This is a genomic window from Nocardia sp. NPDC049526, assembly GCF_044465765.1.
Lineage (GTDB): Bacteria > Actinomycetota > Actinomycetes > Mycobacteriales > Mycobacteriaceae > Nocardia.
In genome coordinates this window covers 118,077-140,159 of record NZ_JBITMA010000009.1, presented here as the reverse complement: position 1 = coordinate 140,159, position 22,083 = coordinate 118,077, and the positions used below count along the sequence as shown (strand labels likewise).

Here is a 22,083-nt window from a genome sequence, read left to right as displayed (position 1 = left end):
GCGACGACCTGACGGCCCGGTGACGGCCCACCACTACACTGAACCGGTGACTTTCGATAACGTGCGGGGACGTTCGACCCCTGGCCGGCCGTCCCCGACGCCACCGATCGTCTCTGGAACACCCTCGGTTGTACAGAGTCTGCGGACCCATTCCGGCGGGTCGGTGCCCTTCTCGGTGGAGTTCAATCCGCCGCGTGACGCCGCGGGCGAGGCGCGGCTGTGGCGCGCGGCGCGCACCTTCGAGCGCATGCATCCGGCCTTCGTCTCGATGACCTACGGCGCCGGCGGTACCACGCGCGACCGCACCGTGCGGATCACCGGCGCGCTGGCCGAGGAGACCACCTTGCTGCCGGTCGCGCATCTGACCGCCGTCGAGCACAGCGTCGCCGAACTGCGCTCACTGGTCGGCGCGTACGCCGATTCGGGCATTCGCAATATCCTCGTGCTGCGCGGCGACCCGCCAGGCGATCCGCTGGGCGAATGGCGCAAACATCCCGATGGTGTGGCCTACGCCGAGGAATTGGTGCGCATCGTGCGCGACCTCGGTGACTTCCATGTCGGCGTCGCCTCGTTCCCACAGGGCCACCACCGCTCCCCGGATCTGGAGCACGACACCGCGTACCTGGCCGCGAAACTGCGTGCGGGCGCGGAGTATTCGATCACCCAGATGTTCTTCGACGTCGAGCACTATCTGCGCCTGCGCGATCGCATCGCGGCCTTCGACCCGATCGAGGGCGCGAAGCCGATCATTCCGGAGCTGATGCCCATCACTTCGCTGCGCACGGTGGCACGAGCCGAGGAACTGTGCGGACGTCCCCTGCCGCCCGCGGTCATGGAGCGCCTGCGCAAGGCCGCCGGTGACGGACCGGTGGAGAACAATGCCGCGGTCCGCGAGGTCGGCATCGAAATCGCCACCGAAATGGGCCAGCGCCTCATCGATGAGGGCGCGCCCTGCCTGCACTTCATCACGCTGAACTTCGCCAAGGCCACCGGTGAGGTCCTCACCAACCTCGGCTACGGCGTAACCGCCGCGCCCAGTTTCCCGAGCCTTGTGCCGGTCGCGGGAGCCGCACCTGTGGCATCACAGCCGACAGTTAGATAGAGGGGTCGGGTGTTGGGCGTACCCGACGAGTTACCAGTGTGCTCTCTAAACGCATCGCCGCTGGTCATTGGGCCGACAGTGCCGTGCGTTCTGTGGCCAATTGCCATCTAGTCGTCAAGAATCCGGCCGACGTGTGTGTAGGGCGGTGCTGAATGATGCGGTGTGTTGGTCTCGCCCGGTCGGGCCGGGCCCAGCGTAGGAGGCGGGGTGTAGGGGGAAGACGGAGGATGGGTGCGGCGCGTTCTGTCGTTTGCCACCCCTGTTTTGGGACCACCGCGTTGCCAGTCGTGGGACCACCGACTTCGGAACAGAAGCGGAACAGGTTGTTGTGCTGTCGATGGGCGAACGCTTCGTTCCCGAACGACCGATATGCGGCTAGTTAGAGACTGGTGTCAGGATCAGATCCCGGCCAGGATCTGGTTCAGGTGCTCGGTGGGGTGCTCTCTCGCGGCTGCCCACCGTCAATTTTGGTGTGGCTCTCTAATTGGTTTGCCTCCCACCGGGTGCCGTGCGTTCCTCGGGGTGTGGCCCGCTGGAGCCCAAGTGAGGAGATCAGTTTCCGTTCAGCCACTGCTGTCCGGATTCTTTGATGGCGGCTTCCTTTTCACTGCCACGGGTCGGGAGTATCTCGGTGAAGGTCACGCCTAACTTGTCCATAAAGTAGGCGAACGCGGCGTACTCCCTGGGATAATGGGCTAGTGCGTCGCGGTCGATCTCGACCGGGCCATCGGGGAAGGTGATGTCGGCGACGTCGTAGATCGCGTTGCGCTGTTCGATGCGCCATAAACCGTCGCGACGCGAGATCCTGTCGAAGAACCGTGCGTGCACCGTACATCCGAAGCCGACCTGAACACCGTCGCACGGGATCATCACGTTGGTCTCCGCCAGAGCCCGATCTTTCCCGACTGTCATGTAGGGATAGCCGACGAAGTGTTTGCCGAGCATGCTGTTGGCCGTGCCCAGCGGGTTCGCGCTGAGGAAGTCATTCACGGTGCCGGTGAACCAGGAGACCGAGATCGTGGCGTCGTCGTGGAAGGTTGCGGCCAGCTTGTCGGAATCGTGATTGTCTCGGTGGATCCATGCCGCGATGAGGTCCGCGATCGCAACCCGATCCTCGGTTTCTGACATGCGCTCCTCTTCGAGTTGTATCGCCCGTACCCGACGATAACGGACCGTGGACCGCGATTGATCCGAACGGCGTCCCACCGGTCCACGAGTTCACCACCCGTGACGAAGCCGAAACGCACGCCGAATACAGCGGCCGCCTCGGCCACGGCTTGGCCCTGGGAAGCGGTCGCGTGAACCTCCAGCAGTTCGCCCAGACGGTCAACGCCGCGACGATCACGCCGGAAGTCCGAGCGCTCGACAATGCGATCCACCGCGTCGACTCGGCGGCCAGCCCGGCGATTGTCCGCGACACGGTCGGATCCGGCCGCCCCGGCCTGCGACACCCGAAGCAGCCCCGTCCGCGCGGCCAGCAAGCACTCACCACCACGACCCGTCATGGCACACGGGTCGCTGACCCGCGGCCTGCCGCTTTCGGGCTTACTTGGTCTGTCCCCCTCATAGATCGTTGGGTCGCGCGTCTAGAGGATGTTCCTCTCGTCCCGATTCGGCGCGCTGCTTCAAACCGTGGGATTCCAACTCGAGGTAGCGCCGGGTAAGGCGCGCAGTCGCCCGCCCGAAAAGCCGCGCGAGCGATCCTGCCTGGTCGATGACGAGGCGGACGGTCACCAAACCGGTCCGGTCGATCACCTCATGGCTGGCGGTAGTGGTGACACCCGGACTTGTCGCACGCCAGGTGAAACTTCTGCCTGGGATCAGTTCGGTGACTGTCCAGATGGTCGCGAGCAGCCGAGGCTGGCGGACCTCGGCTCGGCTGCCTGTGGTGAACTTGCCGCTGTCCAGCCGTCGCACACTGCGCATGGATTCAGTCCATTCCGGCCAGGTTTCGATGTCCGTGAGGATTCGCCAAACCGTTTCGGGGCTCGCGTCGATATCGACGGTGATCTCGAAGTGCATGGCATTCGATCGTGGCACGAATGCGTACGCTCCACCCGGTAGACGATCAAACCGAAGTCAGAAGTCTGCGCTGCCATGTCGCGCCACGCTTTTGCGCATGCCCGGTCACTTGCGGAAACAGCGGAGGAGAGGAGCCCGCTGGACTGGACAACAGCCCCCGGCGGCGCCTTTGCCGCCGGGGGGCTGTCGCAGGTCAGGACGCTACCCGTCTACGGCCAGGCTGCCCACCCCAATGTCACGAAGAGGTCACGGCGGTTGCCGGCCGGGCGAGCGGCTGATGGGCGTCGAGCCCAACGGATACACCAGCGCCGCGAGCAGCCGGGTGAGCGACGGTATCGGCCGAAGCCCTCGCGCGACAACCCGCCCCACGCCGTCGAGTAGGCCGTCCGGCACCAGATGTACGACCGGTGTTCACGACCGCATGCCAGCTCGGATTGATGATGAACTATGTTGCAGCCCAAGTGATCCCGGGGCGTTCTTCGCAGTCGATGTCGCCGAGGTCGCGGCCCGACACGACCAACCGGTACCGCTGGACTTCGAGGCCGCCGTACGGCAGGGCGCCGAGTTACTCACTGACGTCCAGTGGTCCTGGCGATACGGTATCGACATCGGGATGGGATTCGATCCCGACCAAGTGCCACCCGGTCCAGGATTGGCCTAGCAGAGATCCACCAACTACCTCCAACCCCGTCCGCTCTTGACAACGATGCCAATCGCAAGCAAGTGCGATGTGCGTACATGGAGTTGCCCATGCTCTTGCGAAACCAGTTGTTGCGCAGGCATCTCCATGCCGCGTGCTTCCTCAGCAGTCGAGAAGAAATCACCGAGGTAGTCGAATGGCGGCTCTAGCAGCAGGCAGTCAGGAGCGACCATTCGACTCCCCTCGGCGTTGGTTCAGGCGGCGCGGGCCGCTCGTAGGCCCCAGGTATCGGCGAGGAGGCGGTGGGATTCGAGGCGGTCCTCGTGGCGGTGGGTGATGCTGGTGACGAGGAGTTCGTTCGCGCCGGTGACTCGCTGTAGGGCCTGCAGGCGTTCGACGACGGTGCGCGGGCTGCCGACGAATTGGGTGGCAAGGCGGTCGTCGACCAGTCGGCGCTGCTCCGGTGTCAGCGGGGTGGCGGTATCCGGATCGAGGTAGTCGGCGGCGCCCGCACCGCTGCGGATGCTGTGCACCCAGTGACCGTAGGTAGCGGCCAGATGTTGGGCGCGCGCGTCGTCGGGGGCGACGACCACGTCCGCGGAGATCACCACATACGGCTCGGCGAGGTCGGCCGAGGGGCGGAAGGCCGCTCGATAGGCCGCGACCGCATCCAGGGCGGTGCCCGGGGAGACGTGATAGGCCGCGGCGAAGGGCAGACCGAGTTTGCCTGCCAATTCGGCGCTTTCGCTGGCCGTACTGCCGAACAACCACAGCTCGACCTGTGCGCCCTCACCCGGGACCGCGTGCAGCGCAATGCCTTCGGCGCTCTTGTAGGTCCCGTTGAGCAGGGCGCGCACCTCGTCGACCTGGTCCGGGAAGTCCGGTGCCTGCGCGCCCTGCTGTTGCAGTGCGCCGAGCGACGCGATGAACCTGGACCTGTCGGTGATCCGTCCGGGATCGAACGGCGGCGGAACCACCACGCCGTCGCGGACCTCGGTGCGCCCGGTCACGGTATCGACGACCGGGTGACCGCCCTTCGGATGCGCGGGCTGTGCGCCGAACTGGGTGCGCCGATGGCCTGATCGGCCCAGGCCCAGGTCGAGCCGTCCCGGGTAGAGGGCGTCGATGGTGCCGAACGCCTCGACGATAGATGCCGAGGTGTGGTGGCCCACCTGAACCGCCGCGGAGCCGACGCGAATCCGGGTGGTGGCCGCGGCGACCAGGCCGATCAGTGTGATGGAGGAGGAACTCGCCACCGAGACGAAATGATGTTCGGCCAGCCAGTAGCGGCGGTACCCCCACTGCTCGGCGTGCTGGGCCAGATCGATGGTGTTGCGCAGGGCCTGCTGTGCGGTGGATCCGGCGCTGATCGGGGCCAGATCGAGGATGGAAAGCGGGATCGTCATGCGGACCGTCCTAGGCGCGGATGCTGTTCGCCCGCTTCGATGGCCACCCGCAGCCGGTTTTCCGCGGGAGCCAGCGGGCAGGTGGCGAAATCGGTGAAGGCGCAGGGCAGATTGGCCGCCCGGTTGAAATCGAGACGCACGGTCCCATCGGCATCGGGTGCCTCGACGGCCAGCGAGCGGGCCGCCGGGTAGGTGGTGACGCCGCTGGTGGCGTCGGTGAACAGCACCCGCAGGCTGGACGGTTCGCCGAAGGCGATGACGCGCTCGGTGACCTCGCCGATGCTGAATTCGATGGTGCCCGAGGCGGTGTGGTGATGCTCGAGTCCGTCGATGACGGCGCCGGTGGTGATCGTGCGCGGTTCGTCGAACGGTTCGAAGCGACCCTCGACCACCCAGTGCTGGTCAGGGGCATAGGTCGGGATGCCCTCGTAGCGCAGCAATGTGGGTGCGGCCGGGTCGTGCACGCGTACGGCGTAGCGGCCGCTGCGGCGAATCACCTCGAGGACCCGATTCTCGTGCAGCACGTGGAGTCCCGGCGCGCCTTCGGCCGGTGTGACGATCTGTACGCCCGCGATGTCGGTGCCCTCGAACCGCAGGCGGTCGGCGGGCTGGGCGGTGATGAACACCTTGTCGTCGGTGACCCACCAGGTGCCGGGAACATCGGGGATGCGCTCGGGTTGGTCGGTGAGCCAATGCAATCCGGTCAGGCTCAGGAACCCGAGCGGATCGCGCAACTGCTCTTCCCTGGCGTGATGCCAATGCGCCCACTCGGTTTCGAAAAGACTGGTGATGCTGGTCGTCATGACGCTCTGACTCCTTCGAGTGTGCGGTTGCGATGGGAATGGCGTAGTCGGGTGCCGGTCATCAGGCCGCCCCTGGTGCGGTGACGTGCGGTGTGGGAATGGCCGACAGCAGTTCTCGGGTGTACTCGTGCTGTGGGTTGTCGAAAATGTCGGCGGTGGAGCCGGATTCGACAATGCGTCCATCGCGCATGACCGCGACGCGGTCGCTGATGCGGCGGACCACGGCGAGGTCGTGCGAGATGAACAGGTAGCTCAGTCCGAGTTCGCTTTGCAGGCGGTCCAGTAGTTCCAGGATCTGGGCCTGGACCGAGGCGTCGAGTGCCGAGACCGGTTCGTCGAGTACGAGCAGCTCGGGGTTCAGGGCGAGGGCGCGGGCGATGGCCACGCGTTGGCGTTGTCCGCCGGACAGTTCCGCTGGGCGACGCTGGGCGAAGTTCTCCGGCAGCGCGACCTGGCTCAGCAGTTCACGTACCCGCTCCTGCCTGGCCTTGCGGTCGCCGACGGCATAGGCCCGCAGCGGTTCCTCGACGATCGAGCCGACCCGCCAGCGCGGATCCAGTGAGCCGTAGGGATTTTGGTAGACCACCTGGAAGCGCTGGCGCAGGTCGCGCAGCCGGCCACCTTTCACAGCGGTCAGGTCTTGCCCGTCGAACGTGATCGCGCCGCTATCGGGTTCGGTGAGCCGCAAGGCGATTCGCGCGGTGGTGGACTTGCCGGAGCCGGATTCGCCGACGAGCGACAGGGTTTCGCCGCGACCGAGTTCGAATCCGACACCCGCCACCGCGGTGACCGAACCACCGGCCGGTGCGCGGAACCGCTTGTGCACATCCCGCACCGTGAGCAGCGGCGGACCGGAGCTCACCCGCGGCGTGCGGAACCCGTCGAACGGGGCCAGACTCGGCGAGGCGGCGAGCAATCGCTTCGTGTACGGATGACGCGGTTCGGCGAGCACCGTCGCGGTCGGCCCGGTTTCTACGATTTCCCCGCCGCTCAGCACCACGATCCGATCGGCCCGCTCGGCCGCGATCGCCAGATCGTGGGTGATCAGCAGCACCGCCGTGCCGCGTGCCGCCGTCTGCGCGGCGAGTTTGTCGAGCACCCGCCGCGCCACCGTGGCGTCGAGCGCACTGGTCGGCTCATCGGCGATCACCAGTTCCGGTCCGGCGATGAGCGCCGCCGCGATCAGCACCCGCTGCCGCTGGCCGCCGGACAGTTCGTGCGGATATTGCGCCACCCGTAACTCCGGCAGGTCCAGTCCCGCATCGGCGAGCAATTCGATCGCCCGTGCGGTCGCATCGCGGCGATCGGCGAGTCCGTGCACGAGCAGCGCCTCGGCGACCTGATCACCCACGCGTCGCACCGGATTCAGCGACAGTCCCGGATCTTGCGGTACGAATCCGATCCGTGCACCGCGAATCCGCCGCAGCGCCCGCTCGGATCCGGTATCCACCGTCTCTCCGTCGAAGGTGATGGTCCCGCCGGTGATCTCGGCATTGGGCCCGAGCAACCCGATCACCGATTGCGCGAGAGTCGACTTGCCGGAACCGGATTCGCCGACCAGCGCGACGACCTCGCCACGGGCGACGGTGAGGGATACGCCTCTGAGTGCGGCGACATCGCCACTGTCGGAGGCGTAGCGCACGTGCAGGCCATCGATGCGCAACAGCGCTGCTGCCGACCCATCCGGTCCATTTGTGACGTCGCGGATATGTGGCGTGCCGTCCGTCGGATCGGCGGACGTAATGCACTCACTCATGCGCTGTGACTCCTTCCTACGGCGCGGCCGAGGCGTTGGGCCGAGAGGACGACGACGATGATCACCAGGCCGGGCAGGGTGGTCATCCACCAAGCCGTGGCGAGGAAATTGCGTCCCTCCGATATCAGTGAGCCCCATTCGGGGGTGGGGGGTTTCGCGCCGTAGCCGAGGAAGCTCAGCGCCGAGACCGAGAGCACCGCCATCCCGAATTCGACTGCGGCCAGGGCGATTACCGGCTGATACGAGTTCGGTAGGACATGCCGGGCCAGCACCGTGTACCAGCGGACCCCGCAAGCGTGTGCCGCCTCCACATACGGCGCCTGCCGCACCCGAAGCACCTCTGAGCGCATGACCCGTGCGAAATTGGCGATCAGCGAAACACCCACCGCGACGGCCACATTGCGGGTACCGAAGCCCAGCGCGGTGACCAGCGCGAGCGATAGCAGCAGCGACGGAATCGACAGCAGCACATCGACGAACCGCATGATGACGGTGTCGACGAAGCCGCCGAGCGATCCCGACAGCAGCCCGAGTATCGACCCGGCGATCAGGGCGATGGCGACCGCGGAGAGGGTGGCGGTGAGCGAGAGTCCCGCGCCGTGCACCATCCGGGTGTACAGGTCGCGCCCGAGATTGTCGGTGCCGAACCAGTGTCGGGCACTCGGGCCCTGGAATTTCTGTGCGGGCACACCGCTCAGCGGATCACCGCTGGCGAAAACCGAAGGGAACAGCGCCCAGCCGAGCGCCAGCACCGCGACGGCGCCGGACAGGATCACTACAATATTGCCGCGCAGCGACTTCCATCGCAGGGCCGGTCGGTGGAGTCCGGGTAGCGCGATCCGCCGCGCCTCATCGGCGACATCAACCATGATCGGTCACCCGCTGTCGACGGTCAGGCCACGGCGCGATGCCGCTGACGCGAGAGCCGGGCGTGGCGCCAGCGTGGGCGACGAGTGGCTCAGGCACGGACAACCACCTCCTCGGCGGGATCGATCGAGGCGGTCTCGGAATCGGTTGTCGCACGGCGGGATCGACCGGCGATGCGCGGATCGAGCAGCGGATACAGCAGATCCACCGCCAGATTCACGGTGACGAAGACCGTCGAGGTGAGCAGCACGATGCCCTGCACCACCGGAATGTCCTGGGCCAGTACCGAGGTCTGGGTCAGTCGACCCACGCCCTGCCGGGCGAAAACGGTCTCCACCACCACAGAACCGGCGAGCATATTGCCGACCAGCACCCCGGCAATGGTGAACGTCGGCACGCTGGCCGGACGCAGCACATGTCTGCGCAATACCCAACCACGCGAGCCACCCTTGGCCAGTGCCACATCGACGAACGGCTGACGCCAGGTCGACGCCAGCCCGGCGGCGAGCACTTGGGCCAGCACCGCACCGATCGGGATGGCGAGGGTGAGTGCGGGCAGCACCGTGCCCTTGAAACCGTGTCCGCCGAAGGCCGGAGCGAGCCGCCAGTGGAACGAGAAGAGCTGCAGCAGTAGCAGTCCGGTCCAGAATGTCGGCACCGAAACCCCGAGCGAGGGCAGTGAGCTGAGCGCGTCGCGCAACCACGGGCGGCGGACATAGGTCGCCGCGAAGGCCACGCTCACCCCGCCGAGCACCGCGAAGAGCAGTGCCAGACCTGCCAATCCGAGTGTATTCGGCAGTGCGTCACCCAGTGCGCTGGTGACCGGCTGGCCGGTGGCGATGGAGTGGCCGAGGTCGCCGGTCAGCGCGTGGGTCAGCGCGGTCCAATACTGTTCCCAGAGCGGACGATCCAGTCCGTAGCGCGCCTGCAGTTCGGCGATCGCGGCCTTGTCGATCGGGGTGCCGGCACCCGCGCCGTCGGCCGCGATGGAGACCGGGTCGGCGGGCAGCAGGTAGAGCACCACGAACGAAATGGTGAAGGCCGCCCACAGTACCCATATCGCCTGCAGGACCCGCACAACCACATACCGAGCCATGACTACCGCCCGCTCAACCAGGTATCGAAGAACTGCAGCCGCGCGGAGGCCTCGAACTTCAGATCCTGCACGCTCTGTGCCGCACCGATGGCCTGCGACAGTTCGACCGTCGGAATCCACAGCCCCGCATCGAGTACTGCCTGTTGCGCGGAGCGGATCAGTGCGGTGCGTGCGGCGGTATTCGAGGCACTGAGTTGACCGTCGAGCACATCGTCCAGTGCCGGGATGCGGTCGCGGGCATTGAGATTGCGGCCATCGACACTGAAGGAGGTGCGCAGAATGTCGCCGTCGGCGCGGGTGGTGTTGTAGTAGGTGGTGTCGAAATCCTTGACGTTCTGTCGAGCCGTGCTCTCCGGGCCCGACACCAGATCGAGCTTCAGCTCGACGCCCACCTGACGCAGCTGCTGCTGCACCAGCTCCAGGATGGCCTGATTGCCCGCGAACGCCTGACTGAAGAGCACCGAGAAGGACAGGCGCTCACCATTCTTCGCGCGGATACCATCACCACCTGGCGTCCAGCCCGCCTGGTCCAGGATGCTGCGCGCCTTGGCCGGGTCGTAGCTCAGCCGGGCCGAAAGATCCTGGTAGCCGGGCGTACTGCTGGCCAAGGTGCTGGTGGCGGGTTTGAACTGCGGGCCGAGTACGGTGTCCACCAGCTGTTTCCGGTCGATCGCGGGCAGCAGCGCCTGGCGGACCGCGGCATCGCGCAGCGGCCCGCGGGTGACATTGGTCTGGAAGCCGAACGGCACACCGGGATTCGCGGTGCTCAGCACCTGCCCGCTTGCGGCCTCGATCTGCGGTGCGTCCTGCGGCAGTGCGTCGCTGACGGCGTCGAGCTGGCCGGAGATGAGACTGCCGGTGCGAACACCGGATTCGGGCACGACCGTGAACTCGATCTTGTCCAGATACGCCTCACCCTGATGGGCGAAGACCGCCGAACCCCAGCGGTATCCGGCGCGCTTGGCCAGGGTCGCCGAGGCATCCTGGCGCCAAGACACATAGGTGAACGGACCGCTGCCGACATTGTCGCCCAGGCAGCGCTGATCGGCAGGCTTGGCCGTGGTGGCATCGCCCTGAATGCCGAGCTGCGCGGTCGAGGATGCCTGCAGGAACTGGGCATTGGGCTTGTTGAATTCGACCCGCGCCGTGAGCTTGTCGACCGCGGTGGTGCCGACGTAGTTGGTGAGGTAACTGGAGCCGAGCGGGGTCTTGGCCGCGCCGAGTTTGATCACCGAATCGAAGGTGTTGCGCACCGAATCCGCGGTGAGCGGGGTGCCATCGCTGAAGGTGACGCCGTCGGCGAGGTGGAAGGTGAACACCTTGGCGTCGGGGGAGATCTCCCAGTTCTTGGCCAGCCACGGCTTGATCTCACCGGTCTTCGGATCCTGATCGGTCAGCGAATCCACGATCTGGCGGGTCACGTACAGCGTCTGATTGGTGCCGGACTGCGCCGGATCCGAGCAGGTCGGCGCCTGCGAAAGGCCATAGCGCAGTGCGCCGCCCGGCTGCGGTGGGCCCGCGTCAGCGCCGCCGGTGGCCGAATCACTGCCGCAGGCGGCGAGACTCGCGGCCGCGGTGACGGCGGCGGCCACGGCCGCGAGTCGGTGGCGGGGACGGATCACTGTGGTACTCCAGATGTTTCGGTGCGGACGAGTTCGCCGCGGGAATCGATGTCGTAGTCGGTGGGACGTGCGGTGTTGGGGGCGGTGGCCAGTGGTCGGCTCGGAATGCGTCGGCGTAGTTCGGGTGCGACCTCGGCCTGGAAGAGTTCGAGGCCGGCGCGATGTTGCGATTCGGTGCGGCCGTCGCGTTCGGCAGACAGGTGGATCACCTCGTGCCCGAAGGCCTCGTGCTGACGACCAACCTTGTCGATCACCTGCTCCGGGCTGCCGACCAGCGCCGAACTGCGCGCGACGAAATCGTCGAGCGTCTCGAAGACGATGGGCAGCCCGAGCTTGCGCGCCAATGCCAGTCGAGCCTCGAAGAGCGGGCGATAGACATCGAGGGCCTGCTGTGACGTGCGCGCCACATGAAATCCCGCGGTGCCCGCGCCCACCAGGGCGTCGGCCGGATCGTGCCCGTAGTGCTCCCAGCGCTCCCGATAGTGGCGCACCAGTTCGGCATACGGTTCGATCGGATTGGTGACATTCGCGGAGAACAGCGGGTCACCGTGACGCGCGGCGAGTTCCACCGAATCGCGGCTGGTGGCGCTGCCATGCCAGATGCGGATCCGCGGCTGCCAGGGGCGCGGTAACGCCTTGGCCTCGACCAGTTCCGGACGGAATCGGCCCGACCAGGTCACGGTGTCGCTGTCCCACAGCGCCCGGAACAGTTCGTAGCCTTCGCGATTGCGATCCCACTGGTCCTCGGTGGTGACGTGGTACAACTTCGCCTGGGCCGCGCCGTTGCCCTTGCCGATGATCAGTTCGAGGCGGCCGCCGGAGAGATTGTCCAGCGTCGAATAGTCCTCGAACGCGCGCACCGGATCCAACAGACTCAGCGTGGTGACGGCGGTGAACAGACTGATCCGCGAGGTGACCGCGGCGATATGGGACAGGATCACCGGCGGTGCGGCCGAGAGGAACGGATCCTCGTGCCGCTCGCCGACGGCGAACCCGTCGTAGCCGAGTTCCTCGGCGGTGCGGGCTTGGCCGATGACATCGAGGAGTCGCTCCCTGGTCTCGGGTAACCGACCGGTATTCGGATCCGGTACCCGGGAGACGAGGGTGAAGAGCAGGAACTTCATGCGATCACGACTTCTTCGGTAGGCCGGGCGGATTGATCCGCGAACTCGGCACGGTCTCGGTCTTCAATCCCCAGCGATCGATTACCTGCTGGTAGGTGCCGGTCTGGATGGCGTTGTTGATGGCCTTGTTGATGGGGCCGATCAGCCCGTTGTCCTTCTTGGTGAGCACACCGATCTCGCCTTGCAATGCGTCACCGGCGCCGGAGAAGGTCGCGACGATACGGGTCTGATTCGCGGTGGTGCTGTGGTAGATCGCGGACGGGTTCGGGCCGATGTAGCCGTCCAAACGTTGCGAGGCCAGCGCCAGGTAATAGTCGGTGACCTGCTGGAAGTAGGCGATATCGATCGGGGCCAGGCCCTCGGCGATATTCTGCTCGTTCCACTTCACCAGCAGCTGCTCCTGATTGGTGCCGCTGCCGACGCCGATCCGCTTGCCCGCCAGACTCTTACGATCCTTGTAATCGAGCGTGCTCTGCTTCGGGATCTCCAGCGCGACGGTGTCATTGCGGTAAGTCGCGAAGTCGTACTTCTCCTTGCGCTCCTCGGTCACGGTGACGTTGGAGATGAAGACATCGGCCTCGCCGGAGTCGACCCGCACGAAGTTCTGCGACCAGTCGGCCACCTGCGCGACGAGTTTCAGCCCGAGGACGTCCGCGATGAGCGAGGCGAAATCGATTTCGGACCCGACGATGGTCTTATCGTCGGTGGCGTAGAACCGCAATGGCGGTGCGGCACCGCCGGATCCGGTGACGACCAGTGTGCCGCGGTCGCGAATGGCCTGCGGCAGTTCGGCGGCAATGGCATCGACCTTGGGCGCGTGGATCCGGCCGGACTGGCCGGGGGAGAGGTCGAAGGTGAGCGAACCGGCGGGCTGCGCGGAGTTTTCCGCGTCCGGATCGGTGCCGCAGCCGGTGGCCAGCAAGGCGACCGTGGCGGCCAAGCCGACCAGGGCAGAGAGCTTCATCGGATACCTGTTCATCGGGGAGCGCGCACCGCGCTCAGCGGACTCGGGACAGAAATGCGCGGGTGCGCGGGTGTTGCGGGTTGTCGAGTACGGCGGCGGGCGGACCTTGTTCGACGATCACGCCGCCGTCGAGGAATACGACGGTGTCGGCGACCTCACGGGCGAAGCCGATTTCGTGGGTGACGATCACCAGCGCGGTCCCGCCGTCGGCGAGATCGCGGATCACATCGAGGACTTCGCCGACGAGTTCCGGATCCAGCGCGGAGGTGGGTTCGTCGAAGAGGATCACCGGCGGTCGCAGCGCCAATGCGCGTGCGATGGCCACGCGCTGCTGTTGTCCGCCGGACAGCCGCCGCGGATAGGCGTCGGTCAGCTCGCCGATGCCGACCCGCTCGAGCAATTGGCGTGCCTCGGCCTCGATTTCCGTACGCGGCCGACGCTGCGCGGAAATCGGTGCGAGCGTGACATTGTCGAGCACCGTCAGATGCGGGAAGAGATTGAACTGCTGGAAGACGAAGCCGATATGCGATCGCTGTTTGCGCACGTCGCGGTCCGATAGCGCATGCAACTTATTACGACGCAGCCGATATCCGATCAGTTCGCCGTCGATGTGCACGGTGCCCGCATCCAGCGACTCCAGATGGTTGACCACCCGAAGCAGCGTCGACTTGCCGGAGCCGGACGGTCCGATCACGGTGACGACTTCACCGGCCCGTACGGTCAGGTCGATGCCGGCAAGTACCTCGGTGCCGCCGTAGGACTTTCGCACGCCGCGCACCTCGACCGCAGGAGCCCGGCCCACTTCTACCGGTGCGCTCATCGGGTCGCTCCGCGCGGTGCGGCGGAACCGGCTTCGGCGATTTCGCGCAGCCTGCGCCAGACCTTCTGCACCGGTGTCGGCGGGGGCGTGCGGTGCGCGCCCTTGGCGTAGTGGCGTTCGATATAGAACTGCACCACCGACAGAATCGTGGTCAGCACGATGTACCAGACGGTGGCCACCATGAGCAGCGGCACCACCCGGCCGTTGCGGCCGTAGATCACCTGGACCTGGTAGAAGAGTTCCGCGATCGCCATGACCGACACGATCGAGGTGCCCTTGAACAGGCTGATCACTTCATTGGTCGCATTCGGCAGGATCGAGCGCATGGCCTGCGGGACGATGACCGTACGGAACTGCCGTACCCGCGGAATACCCAGTGCCGCGGCTGCTTCCAGCTGCCCAGGATCGACCGAGATATACCCGGCCCGGATGATCTCGGCCGCATACGCCGCCTGATGCAATGCGAGTCCGATGACGGCCGCGGTGAATCCGCTGATCACCCCGTTCACCTCGAAGGTGAGAAAGGAAGGGCCGAACGGGATTCCGAGCGAGAGCTTGTGGTACAGGTAGGCGATGTTGAACCAGAACAGCAGCTGCACGATCAGCGGAATCGAGCGGAACGCCCAGATATAGACCCACGAGATCACCCGCAGCACCGGATTATTCGACAGTCGGGCGATCGCCAATGCCGTACCGATCAGGAATCCCAGCGCCGTGCCCCACAGGGTCAGCTCCAGGGTGACCTTCAGCGCCGACAGCACCGATTTCGCGGTGAAGTACTTGGCGAATGTCGACCAATCCCAGCCCGGATTGGTGGCCAGTCCGTGGACGAACTGCGCGAGTAGCACGAGCGCGATGGCGCTGATGACCCAGCGCCACGGGTGCCAGGACTTGGCGATCGCCGGTGCGCCGGTAGTGCCTACGGTGGCGGTGGGTGCAGCCGGTATCGGGACATCCGATACCGGAGTATCGGATGCGACGGACGCGCTCATATTTCGGTTCCTCCATCGTTCCCGGCGGAAGCACCCGCACCCGGTGACCGGGGGGTTGCTGCGACGTCGACGAGCCAGGTCTCTCGGTCGCTCTGGATGGTGTGTCCGACGCCGAGCACGGGTCGGTCAATGGGCCTAGCCGAAATATCATGCGAAGCAGGCGAAGTCCGGCACAAGGGTACGAATCAGCGTGAGCGCAGACCTTGTTTGTGTGGTCGTGAGCAGGCACTATTGTCCCGGTCGAGCAGTGGATCGTGGCATTTCGGACCCGGTTTTCCGTGTGCTCTTCGTCCGAATTTCCCACCTTCGGATCGCCGCGGCGGCCCATCGGAACGCGCGGCGCGAATGTGTCGACCGCCGGAATAGACGCTGTTGCGAAGGTTTGCCGGAGTACTCTCGGACCTCGATTCGTGCCCGACGATGAGGAGGTCTGCCGTGACCCTGCTGCGCCGTCTGACCACGCTAACCGCCATCGCGACCGGTACGGCCGCGCTGACTCTCGCCGTCCCCGGCATCGCCGCCGCGGGTCCGGCGCCGATGCCCGCACCAGCCGTTCCGGCCGCGACCGCACCCCCCGCCCAGGCCGCACCCGGTGATCTGTTCGCCGGTTATCGAGCCGTCGTAGAGGCGCTGCGCACGTTGGGCATCGACCCGTTCCTCTACCCGGCGGTCGCGCCGTTCTGCTCCGACACCGGCAGCCTCGGTCTGGTTCCCGCGGTTGCGGGCGCAGTCCCGGGGCCGTGGCCCAAAACCACGGTGGCCATTCCGGGACTCGACCCGAGCGCCGTCAAGGCGGGCCAAGTCATGTTCACCTTCGTCCCCTACGGCCTCGGCCCGGACGGCACGAATGCTTCGGGCATGAACGTCGCCTGGGTCAACCTGGCCAACGGCCGCAGCGGCATCACCGCCATGGGATCGATGTCCGATGTGGTCCGCACGATGGTGCCCGCCGAAATCCCCGCCGAGGTAAGGCCACTGGCCGAACGCGCCATCCAAGACTTCGTCGCCGTATTCCCGGTCGGTGGGGTGCGCGCGGTTCCGGTCGACACCGGATCCGGCACTGTACTCGCCGCAGTCTTCGGCACCGTGGACAACGGCACCAAGTCCTGCTTCTTCCTCCCGACCATAGGACTCACCTCGGTGCGCTGAGCGGTCCGATCAAGATCAGGTGGAACTGGTGGCGGGTCTTCTCGGGTGATGCTGCCACAGATTCCACCTGATCTTGATCAGCGGTTGGGCGCGAGGGGGCGGGTCTTCCAGGTCAATGTGCCGGTGCGGTGGGCGCGGCGGGAGCGGGTCCAGAGCCGGAGGTAGGCGTCGATGGAGATCGGATGTGCCAGGGCCGCAAGGGCGTCCGTGCGGGTCGTGGTGCCGCGTTCCAGTGAGCGCGCGAGCAGGCGGCTGGCGACCGCGGCGCCGTAGCCGATGAGACCGGCGGTGCGTACGGAGCCTCGGCCGCCGATCGCGGCCAGTGGGGGCGCCCAGTAGGCCAGTGTCGCAACAGCTCCCACTGCCGCACCGCCGATTGTCGTGCCGCCGTAGGCGGACCACAGCCAGCGGTTGTAACCGATCTCCAGTTCGGCTGCGCCACGATACATTCGGGTGCTCGCCGCCCGCCCTGCCGCGACCAGCGCGGTCCGGCGACCCGAGCGACGGAGTGCGCGAGCAATATCCAGGTCCTCGGTCGGGCTCGCGGCGACCGCGGCATGCCCGCCGATGGCGTGGTAGGCGGTGGCGTCGAACACCAAGAACTGGCCGCAGGCCACGGCTGTCGAGGGGCGCAGGCTGCGATTGGCGGCGGTGATCGGCAGGCTCGTCGCCCACGACCAGCACAGCAGCGGCTGCACCAGCGCCTCGGCCAGCGATTCGGTCACCTGGTACGGCCACGGTGACAACAATGCGGCTCGGCTGCGGCGCAATTCGGCGGTCGCCGCGGCGATCGCATTCGGCGCCAGTCGCACATCGGCATCGAGAAAGATCAGCACCGTGGCATCCGCCAACTCGGCCAGTCGCGCGCAGGCCGCGGCCTTCCCGGTCCATCCGGGTGCGGGTTCGGCCTCGGAGCGGAACACCGTGAAGCGCGCATCGCCCGCAATCGCGTCGAGCGCGGCCGCTTCGGTCCCGTCCGACGACGCGTCGTCGAGAATCAGCACCCGCAGTCGCGGCACGCCCACCTGGCCACGGAGATCATCGATCAGCTCGGGCAGTCGCTGTGCCTCATCGCGTGCCGGGATGCACACCGACACCGGCTCGATCACCGTATTCGGTCCGGCCGAGAGCCTGCGCATCGTCACGCGATTGAATAACGCGGTCCCACAACCGAACAGCGCGATACCCGCGCCCGTCCACGCGGCGATCGCCGCGCCCGCGCGTAGGGTTCGCGTCAGCGGCGGGTCAGCGAACGCCACAGATTGCTCGGTGAGAAGTTGGTTTCCGGTGCACCGGGCGGTGCCGGGTTGCGATCCATATAGGCGATGGCGGCGATGATGGCGGCGACGGCGAGGGTGATACCGCCGACGATGCCTGCCCAGCCCGCGAAGGAGCGGGTATTCGGGTCCGCGTAGCTGACCTCGGCGCGCACGGTAGAAACATCGCCGGGCGGCAGTTTCCAGGAGACGGTCGAGTCGTCCTCGCGATTGCCGTTGGTCTTGGCGACGCGGGCCGGGAAAGCCACGGTGAACTGCACATCCGAACCGTGCGGCGGAACGGATTTCAGATCGACCCGGCCGTTGAGGCTGACCAGGTCGCCGGTGCGCTGGAACGATAGGTTGAACATGCCCTGGGTCTGATCGGAGAGCGCGCCGAGCTGGCCGACCTCACCGAAGGACAGATCCTCGAAGAACACCTTGCTGCCGACATAGCCGTCCTGGCTGTACGGCTCGACCCGCACCTTCGCGGCCAGCGAATCGGGCGCCTTCAACTGCGGACCCTTGTCGTTGGCGTCCGCGGGCACCACCGCGGCCACGATCCGACCGGAGACCCGGTCATTGGACGACACACCCATCGATACCTGGACCCGCAGGCAGCCCGCGAGCATGGGCACCAGCATCGCGGCCAGCAGTACTACCGCGGCCACCCGCGCTCCGGGCCGGGGCGAACGTGGCGGTAGAACCGATGTGTCGGGCATCGCGGTGAGAGGACTCGGCTGCACGGCTCACATCGTGCCAGGCGGTCGCCCCGAATTGCCACGCGACGGGCGGAACGCACGCCGACCGAAGTATCGGACAGCCGGTCCGCATCGCTTCAGCCCCGCCGGGGCCGCGACCGACCGCACCAGCAGTGGCACGCCGAGCACCCCCAGCCCGACGCACCCGTACCAGGCCGAATACGGCAGATCGAGGAACACCGCGTGCGCGAGCGTCGACCCGAGCCAGGTCCACATGAACACCGCCACCGGGACCACCGCGTCTGCCGAGATCGGGGATACCGGCTCTCGGGATCTGTGCTCCGGACTGATCGGGTCAGGCGTTCCCAACTCCAGCGCCGGTGTTCCACCCTCCGCGGCCTCGGGGACTGCCGCCGGTGTCCGCGCTGTCGACAGCATGCGCTCTGCCGCGGGCGCGAACGTATTCGCACTCGCCGTCCCCAGGACATGATCCAAGCCGGTCAGCAGCAACGCCATCACCAGCGCCACCGCGAACCACCCCAGATAGTTGGTGTACGGAATCTCATCGAGCCCGGGCAGCCCCCGACCGGCGGCACCCCAAGTCCACTGCCCATCCGCCACCATCTGCGGATCGAGGAACAGATCCCAACCCACAGCCCCGACCGCGGTCGAGACAACCCGCCCGGCCCACCGCCGAGTCAACAATCCGGCGACCACCCACACCGGATACAGCCCACCGGTCCAGGCCAGCGCGACCACCAACGGCACCCCCGCCACCGCCGGCCCCGATCTGCCGTCGGCATACTCATAACAACCGAATGGGAAACCCGTTGCGGTACCGATGATTTCGGCAACCAGTCCGAGCCCGGAGACAATCACGACGAACCCCAACGCGTACCTGATGCCGCGCGTCGCCACCGCGTGCACCAGCGCCGTCCCCGCCGACAACAGCACGACCGCGACGGTCACCCGATCGCGAGCGACGCCCGAGGCAAGCGGATAACTGATCTGCACGAGCACGAGCAGCACCGCCGGGACCACGGGCGCCAGCAACCGCGGCGTCCATCGAAAGGCTGACGCCGACCGCGAGCGCCGACCTGCGCCGCGCCGACTTGCCGGGTTCCCGTCAGCACCGCGGACCTCGGAGTCCGTTGCCTCAGAGGACTCGGCTCGCCGGGTGGCTTCTGGACTGGCCGGACTATGGATGTCGGAATCCGTTGTGTTGGAGGATTCCGCCCATCCGGTAGTCTCTGGCTTCGCTGGACCGTGGACGTTGGAATCCGTTACGCCGGAGTGCTCGGCTCGCCGGGTGGCTTCTGGACCGGCCGGACTCTGGATGTCGGAATCCGTTGCGCCGGAGCGCTCGGCTCGCCGGGTGGCTTCCGGACTCGCCGGACCATGGACGTCGGAATCCGTTGCGCGGGCGGACCCGGCTCGCCTGGTGGTCTCCGGAACAGGGCTTTCCGTCCCTGATGTGGGCCGCTCGTCCGGCTCCGGCACGGCCGGCCCGGTGGGGTCCGTCATCGTCTGCGCAGCAGGGGAAACCGGTTGCGTCGTCGATCGCGCAGTACCAATTGCGCCGCGCTGCGCCCGCTCGCTCCGGACACCCCGCCACCCGGATGCGTCGACGCCCCGGTGAGATACAACCCGGGCGCGCCCGGCACTCGCTGCCCGGACAACTCCGGCAGCGGCCGCCACAGCATCATCTGATCCAGTGACATCTCCACATGCATCACATTTCCGCCGCGCAAACCGAGCTCGCGCTCCAGATCGACCGGCGTCTGCACATACCGCCGCAGCACACTCGCCCCGAAACCCGGTGCGTAGGAGTCGACTTCGGAGATGATTCGATCGGCCTCCGACTCCGCGTGCACGGCCCAGTCGCTCCCGTCGGACAGCTCGTACGGATGCCACTGCGCCCACAGCGAGAGTTGATGCTCACCGGTCGGTGCGATGCTCGGATCCAGCGCACTGAAACTCATGGCCAGCACCACCGGACGCGGTGGCAGATCACCGGCCAGCGCCGCACCGTGCGCCCGGCGCAGCTGCCGCCGATCGGAGACGAGGAACTGCAGACCATTGGCGGACTCGGCGGTCGAACTACCGGGATACTGCGGCAGCGCGGAGGTCGCGAGCCGCACCACCATGCCGATACCGGGCCCGACCCGGATCCGCCGCTGCCAGTCGTCGAGCACCGCATCGTCGAATCCGCCGTCCCGCAGCAGGTCCAGCGTGGTCAGCACATGGGCGCCCGCGATCACGGTGTCCGCGTGCAGACTTCGTCCCGACGCCGTGCGCACCTGCCAGCCCGCACCGACCTGCCGCAGCGCGGTGACCGCATCGCTCGCCGAAACCACTCCGCCGTCGGCGCGCAGCCGCGCGACCAGCGCCGTTGTCAGCGCCCCACTTCCTCCCACCGCCCGTCCCGGCGGCAGCGTATGCATCAGCGCGGCGAATCCGACCATCGGCGCGGTCCCCGGTTCCGACATCGGCGGCCCGGACTGCGCACCGAACCAGGCCAGCGACGCCTTGAGCCGCTCATCGTCGAAGTAACCGTCCAGCAGGGTGTCGCCGGTCTGCAGGAACTCCCGCGACAACGCACTTCCGCCATCGCGCGCGTCAAGCCCCCAGAACGAACGCAGCAGCCGGCCAGGCGTCGGCGCACCGCCGAACGCCCGCATAACCCGGGCCGACCGCGGCCCCCAGACCTCGACGAAGCGCCGATAGGCCGCCGCATCCCGCGCACCGCAGACCTCCGCGATTCCGGCACAGGTCCGATCGAGATCACGATGGAACACGATCGGCGCGCTGCCATCCGGTCCGGCGGGTGTGAAACCCCAAGGATCACAATCGATATAGCGCAGCCCGAAGCGCGACAGCTCCAGTTCCTCGATGATTCCGGTATGGCGCACCATGATGTGCGCCGACGATCCGCGATCGACCAGATGACCGGGAAAGCGTTCGACCGTCGACACCGCGCCGCCGAGCACCTCGTCGCGCTCCAGCACCTCCACCCGCTCCCCGGCCCGCGCCAGATAGCAAGCCGCGACGAGCGCGTTATGGCCCGACCCGACGACCACAACGGTCACAGAGGCAGCCGCCGTCCCAGGATCGCGAACGGCCTGGTATCCCCGGCAAAGACGAAATTCCGGATCACATCGGTGAATCCGAGCCGTCGGTACAGCTTCCAGGCGCGGTTGGCCTCGCCCTGCACTTCCGGTGTGGACAGCAGTACCGCGCTCTCGGTTCGATTCGCCAGCAGCCGCGTCAGCAGTTCGCCGCCGATGCCGCGACCCTGCGCCGCCGGATGCACGTGCAATTCGGTCAGTTCGAAATAGTCCGAAAGCAGTTCGCGCGCAGAATGTTCCGGCCAGCCCGAGCGCCGCATCCCGCTGTGTACCTGCTGATGCCACCATTGGTGGGCGGCGCCGCGATAGCCGTAGGCGATGGCCACGATCGGCGCGGTCCGCAGGTCGATCTGCCCGGAATCATCCGGGACGACGGCGGCCACGCCCTGCCAGCCGACGCGGGTGGTGTGCTCGGTCCACATCGGTGCGCGATGGTGTTCGGTGCCGTGCGGATATTCCATCGCCGCGACGTACACCGCAAGCGCGTCGTGCAGCCGGGAGCGCAGCGCCGCGACGGAGAGGTCGATGACGACAGGGGCGTTGGCGGGGGTGTGTTTGGGCTTGACGGCTGTCATGGCTCTCGTCGGTCCGCGGAAAGTTGTCGGTGGGTGTCCCTATATTCAATCTCAATTCAA

19 protein-coding genes and 1 riboswitch are annotated in these 22,083 nt (G+C 66.9%); of the genes, 2 read left to right on the top strand and 17 right to left on the bottom strand.

Annotation, left to right across the window (positions count from 1 at the left end):
• Positions 1 to 46 precede the first annotated feature (46 nt).
• Entirely contained in the window at positions 47 to 1,102 is a 1,056-nt protein-coding gene (locus ACIBW7_RS27330) for a methylenetetrahydrofolate reductase (protein WP_397051062.1), read from the top strand.
• Positions 1,103 to 1,654: 552 nt separating this feature from the next.
• Here ACIBW7_RS27330 and ACIBW7_RS27325 read toward each other — a convergent pair.
• The 12 genes from ACIBW7_RS27325 to ACIBW7_RS27270 form a co-directional block, all read right to left on the bottom strand.
• Positions 1,655 to 2,230 carry a nuclear transport factor 2 family protein gene (locus ACIBW7_RS27325; RefSeq protein WP_397051060.1) on the bottom strand — a complete coding sequence of 192 codons (576 nt, stop codon included), beginning with the start codon at positions 2,228 to 2,230 and terminating at the stop codon, positions 1,655 to 1,657.
• A 435-nt stretch (positions 2,231 to 2,665) separates the two neighbouring features.
• Complete coding sequence (locus ACIBW7_RS27320; RefSeq protein ID WP_397051058.1) at positions 2,666 to 3,124, bottom strand: SRPBCC family protein; 459 nt, start codon at positions 3,122 to 3,124, stop codon at positions 2,666 to 2,668.
• A gap of 894 nt (positions 3,125 to 4,018) precedes the next feature.
• Entirely contained in the window at positions 4,019 to 5,170 is a 1,152-nt protein-coding gene (locus tag ACIBW7_RS27315) for an LLM class flavin-dependent oxidoreductase (protein WP_397051056.1), read from the bottom strand.
• The gene (locus ACIBW7_RS27310) at positions 5,167 to 5,973 is read right to left on the bottom strand and encodes a DUF1684 domain-containing protein (RefSeq protein ID WP_397051054.1); all 807 of its coding nucleotides are present in this window, start codon (positions 5,971 to 5,973) and stop codon (positions 5,167 to 5,169) included. Before ACIBW7_RS27310 ends, ACIBW7_RS27315 begins: the two co-directional genes overlap by 4 nt.
• 61 nt (positions 5,974 to 6,034) lie before the next feature.
• Positions 6,035 to 7,729 (bottom strand): dipeptide ABC transporter ATP-binding protein, encoded by a 1,695-nt coding sequence (locus tag ACIBW7_RS27305; RefSeq protein ID WP_397051052.1) that lies wholly within the window; start codon positions 7,727 to 7,729, stop codon positions 6,035 to 6,037.
• On the bottom strand, positions 7,726 to 8,598 hold the full coding sequence (locus ACIBW7_RS27300) for an ABC transporter permease (protein ID WP_397051049.1): 873 nt from the start codon (positions 8,596 to 8,598) through the stop codon (positions 7,726 to 7,728). Before ACIBW7_RS27300 ends, ACIBW7_RS27305 begins: the two co-directional genes overlap by 4 nt.
• Before the next feature lie 89 nt (positions 8,599 to 8,687).
• Positions 8,688 to 9,692, bottom strand: a complete 1,005-nt coding sequence (locus tag ACIBW7_RS27295; protein ID WP_397051047.1) for an ABC transporter permease — start codon at positions 9,690 to 9,692, stop codon at positions 8,688 to 8,690.
• Positions 9,693 to 9,694: 2 nt separating this feature from the next.
• Positions 9,695 to 11,314 (bottom strand): ABC transporter substrate-binding protein, encoded by a 1,620-nt coding sequence (locus ACIBW7_RS27290; RefSeq protein ID WP_397051045.1) that lies wholly within the window; start codon positions 11,312 to 11,314, stop codon positions 9,695 to 9,697.
• Complete coding sequence (locus ACIBW7_RS27285; RefSeq protein ID WP_397051043.1) at positions 11,311 to 12,438, bottom strand: LLM class flavin-dependent oxidoreductase; 1,128 nt, start codon at positions 12,436 to 12,438, stop codon at positions 11,311 to 11,313. Before ACIBW7_RS27285 ends, ACIBW7_RS27290 begins: the two co-directional genes overlap by 4 nt.
• A 4-nt stretch (positions 12,439 to 12,442) precedes the next feature.
• Positions 12,443 to 13,417 (bottom strand): ABC transporter substrate-binding protein, encoded by a 975-nt coding sequence (locus ACIBW7_RS27280; protein ID WP_397051041.1) that lies wholly within the window; start codon positions 13,415 to 13,417, stop codon positions 12,443 to 12,445.
• 19 nt (positions 13,418 to 13,436) lie between these two features.
• Positions 13,437 to 14,222 (bottom strand): amino acid ABC transporter ATP-binding protein, encoded by a 786-nt coding sequence (locus ACIBW7_RS27275; protein WP_397051039.1) that lies wholly within the window; start codon positions 14,220 to 14,222, stop codon positions 13,437 to 13,439.
• A complete protein-coding gene (locus ACIBW7_RS27270; RefSeq protein ID WP_397051037.1) occupies positions 14,219 to 15,214 on the bottom strand; it encodes an amino acid ABC transporter permease in 996 nt (331 codons plus the stop codon). Before ACIBW7_RS27270 ends, ACIBW7_RS27275 begins: the two co-directional genes overlap by 4 nt.
• A gap of 9 nt (positions 15,215 to 15,223) precedes the next feature.
• Positions 15,224 to 15,317, bottom strand: a riboswitch (SAM riboswitch).
• A gap of 332 nt (positions 15,318 to 15,649) precedes the next feature.
• On the opposite strand from ACIBW7_RS27270, the gene ACIBW7_RS27265 reads away from it, so the two are divergent.
• Positions 15,650 to 16,363 carry a hypothetical protein gene (locus tag ACIBW7_RS27265; protein WP_397051035.1) on the top strand — a complete coding sequence of 238 codons (714 nt, stop codon included), beginning with the start codon at positions 15,650 to 15,652 and terminating at the stop codon, positions 16,361 to 16,363.
• 77 nt (positions 16,364 to 16,440) lie between these two features.
• Here the strand turns inward: ACIBW7_RS27265 and ACIBW7_RS27260 are convergent, their stop codons facing one another.
• The 5 genes from ACIBW7_RS27260 to ACIBW7_RS27240 form a co-directional block, all read right to left on the bottom strand.
• The gene (locus tag ACIBW7_RS27260) at positions 16,441 to 17,502 is read right to left on the bottom strand and encodes a glycosyltransferase (protein ID WP_397051650.1); all 1,062 of its coding nucleotides are present in this window, start codon (positions 17,500 to 17,502) and stop codon (positions 16,441 to 16,443) included.
• A 95-nt stretch (positions 17,503 to 17,597) separates the two neighbouring features.
• The gene (locus ACIBW7_RS27255) at positions 17,598 to 18,341 is read right to left on the bottom strand and encodes an LppM family (lipo)protein (RefSeq protein WP_397051648.1); all 744 of its coding nucleotides are present in this window, start codon (positions 18,339 to 18,341) and stop codon (positions 17,598 to 17,600) included.
• Positions 18,342 to 18,368: 27 nt separating this feature from the next.
• Entirely contained in the window at positions 18,369 to 19,373 is a 1,005-nt protein-coding gene (locus ACIBW7_RS27250) for a carotenoid biosynthesis protein (protein WP_397051033.1), read from the bottom strand.
• Positions 19,374 to 19,840: 467 nt separating this feature from the next.
• Positions 19,841 to 21,409, bottom strand: a complete 1,569-nt coding sequence (locus ACIBW7_RS27245) for a phytoene desaturase family protein (RefSeq protein WP_397051031.1) — start codon at positions 21,407 to 21,409, stop codon at positions 19,841 to 19,843.
• Positions 21,406 to 22,023, bottom strand: coding sequence for a GNAT family N-acetyltransferase (locus tag ACIBW7_RS27240; protein ID WP_397051029.1), 618 nt, complete (start codon positions 22,021 to 22,023; stop codon positions 21,406 to 21,408). Before ACIBW7_RS27240 ends, ACIBW7_RS27245 begins: the two co-directional genes overlap by 4 nt.
• Between the last annotated feature and the right edge of the window lie 60 nt (positions 22,024 to 22,083).

Bases quoted from the DNA above. Each gene is read 5' to 3' on its own strand.
- ACIBW7_RS27295 (WP_397051047.1), bottom strand. From the start codon at position 9,692: ATGGCTCGGTATGTGGTTGTGCGGGTCCTGCAGGCGATATGGGTACTG.
- ACIBW7_RS27320 (WP_397051058.1), bottom strand. From the start codon at position 3,124: ATGCACTTCGAGATCACCGTCGATATCGACGCGAGCCCCGAAACGGTT.
- ACIBW7_RS27325 (WP_397051060.1), bottom strand. From the start codon at position 2,230: ATGTCAGAAACCGAGGATCGGGTTGCGATCGCGGACCTCATCGCGGCA.
- ACIBW7_RS27270 (WP_397051037.1), bottom strand. From the start codon at position 15,214: ATGAGCGCGTCCGTCGCATCCGATACTCCGGTATCGGATGTCCCGATA.
- ACIBW7_RS27280 (WP_397051041.1), bottom strand. From the start codon at position 13,417: ATGAACAGGTATCCGATGAAGCTCTCTGCCCTGGTCGGCTTGGCCGCC.
- ACIBW7_RS27275 (WP_397051039.1), bottom strand. From the start codon at position 14,222: ATGAGCGCACCGGTAGAAGTGGGCCGGGCTCCTGCGGTCGAGGTGCGC.
- ACIBW7_RS27285 (WP_397051043.1), bottom strand. From the start codon at position 12,438: ATGAAGTTCCTGCTCTTCACCCTCGTCTCCCGGGTACCGGATCCGAAT.
- ACIBW7_RS27300 (WP_397051049.1), bottom strand. From the start codon at position 8,598: ATGGTTGATGTCGCCGATGAGGCGCGGCGGATCGCGCTACCCGGACTC.
- ACIBW7_RS27305 (WP_397051052.1), bottom strand. From the start codon at position 7,729: ATGAGTGAGTGCATTACGTCCGCCGATCCGACGGACGGCACGCCACAT.
- ACIBW7_RS27260 (WP_397051650.1), bottom strand. From the start codon at position 17,502: ATGCGCAGGCTCTCGGCCGGACCGAATACGGTGATCGAGCCGGTGTCG.
- ACIBW7_RS27310 (WP_397051054.1), bottom strand. From the start codon at position 5,973: ATGACGACCAGCATCACCAGTCTTTTCGAAACCGAGTGGGCGCATTGG.
- ACIBW7_RS27255 (WP_397051648.1), bottom strand. From the start codon at position 18,341: ATGCCCGACACATCGGTTCTACCGCCACGTTCGCCCCGGCCCGGAGCG.
- ACIBW7_RS27240 (WP_397051029.1), bottom strand. From the start codon at position 22,023: ATGACAGCCGTCAAGCCCAAACACACCCCCGCCAACGCCCCTGTCGTC.
- ACIBW7_RS27315 (WP_397051056.1), bottom strand. From the start codon at position 5,170: ATGACGATCCCGCTTTCCATCCTCGATCTGGCCCCGATCAGCGCCGGA.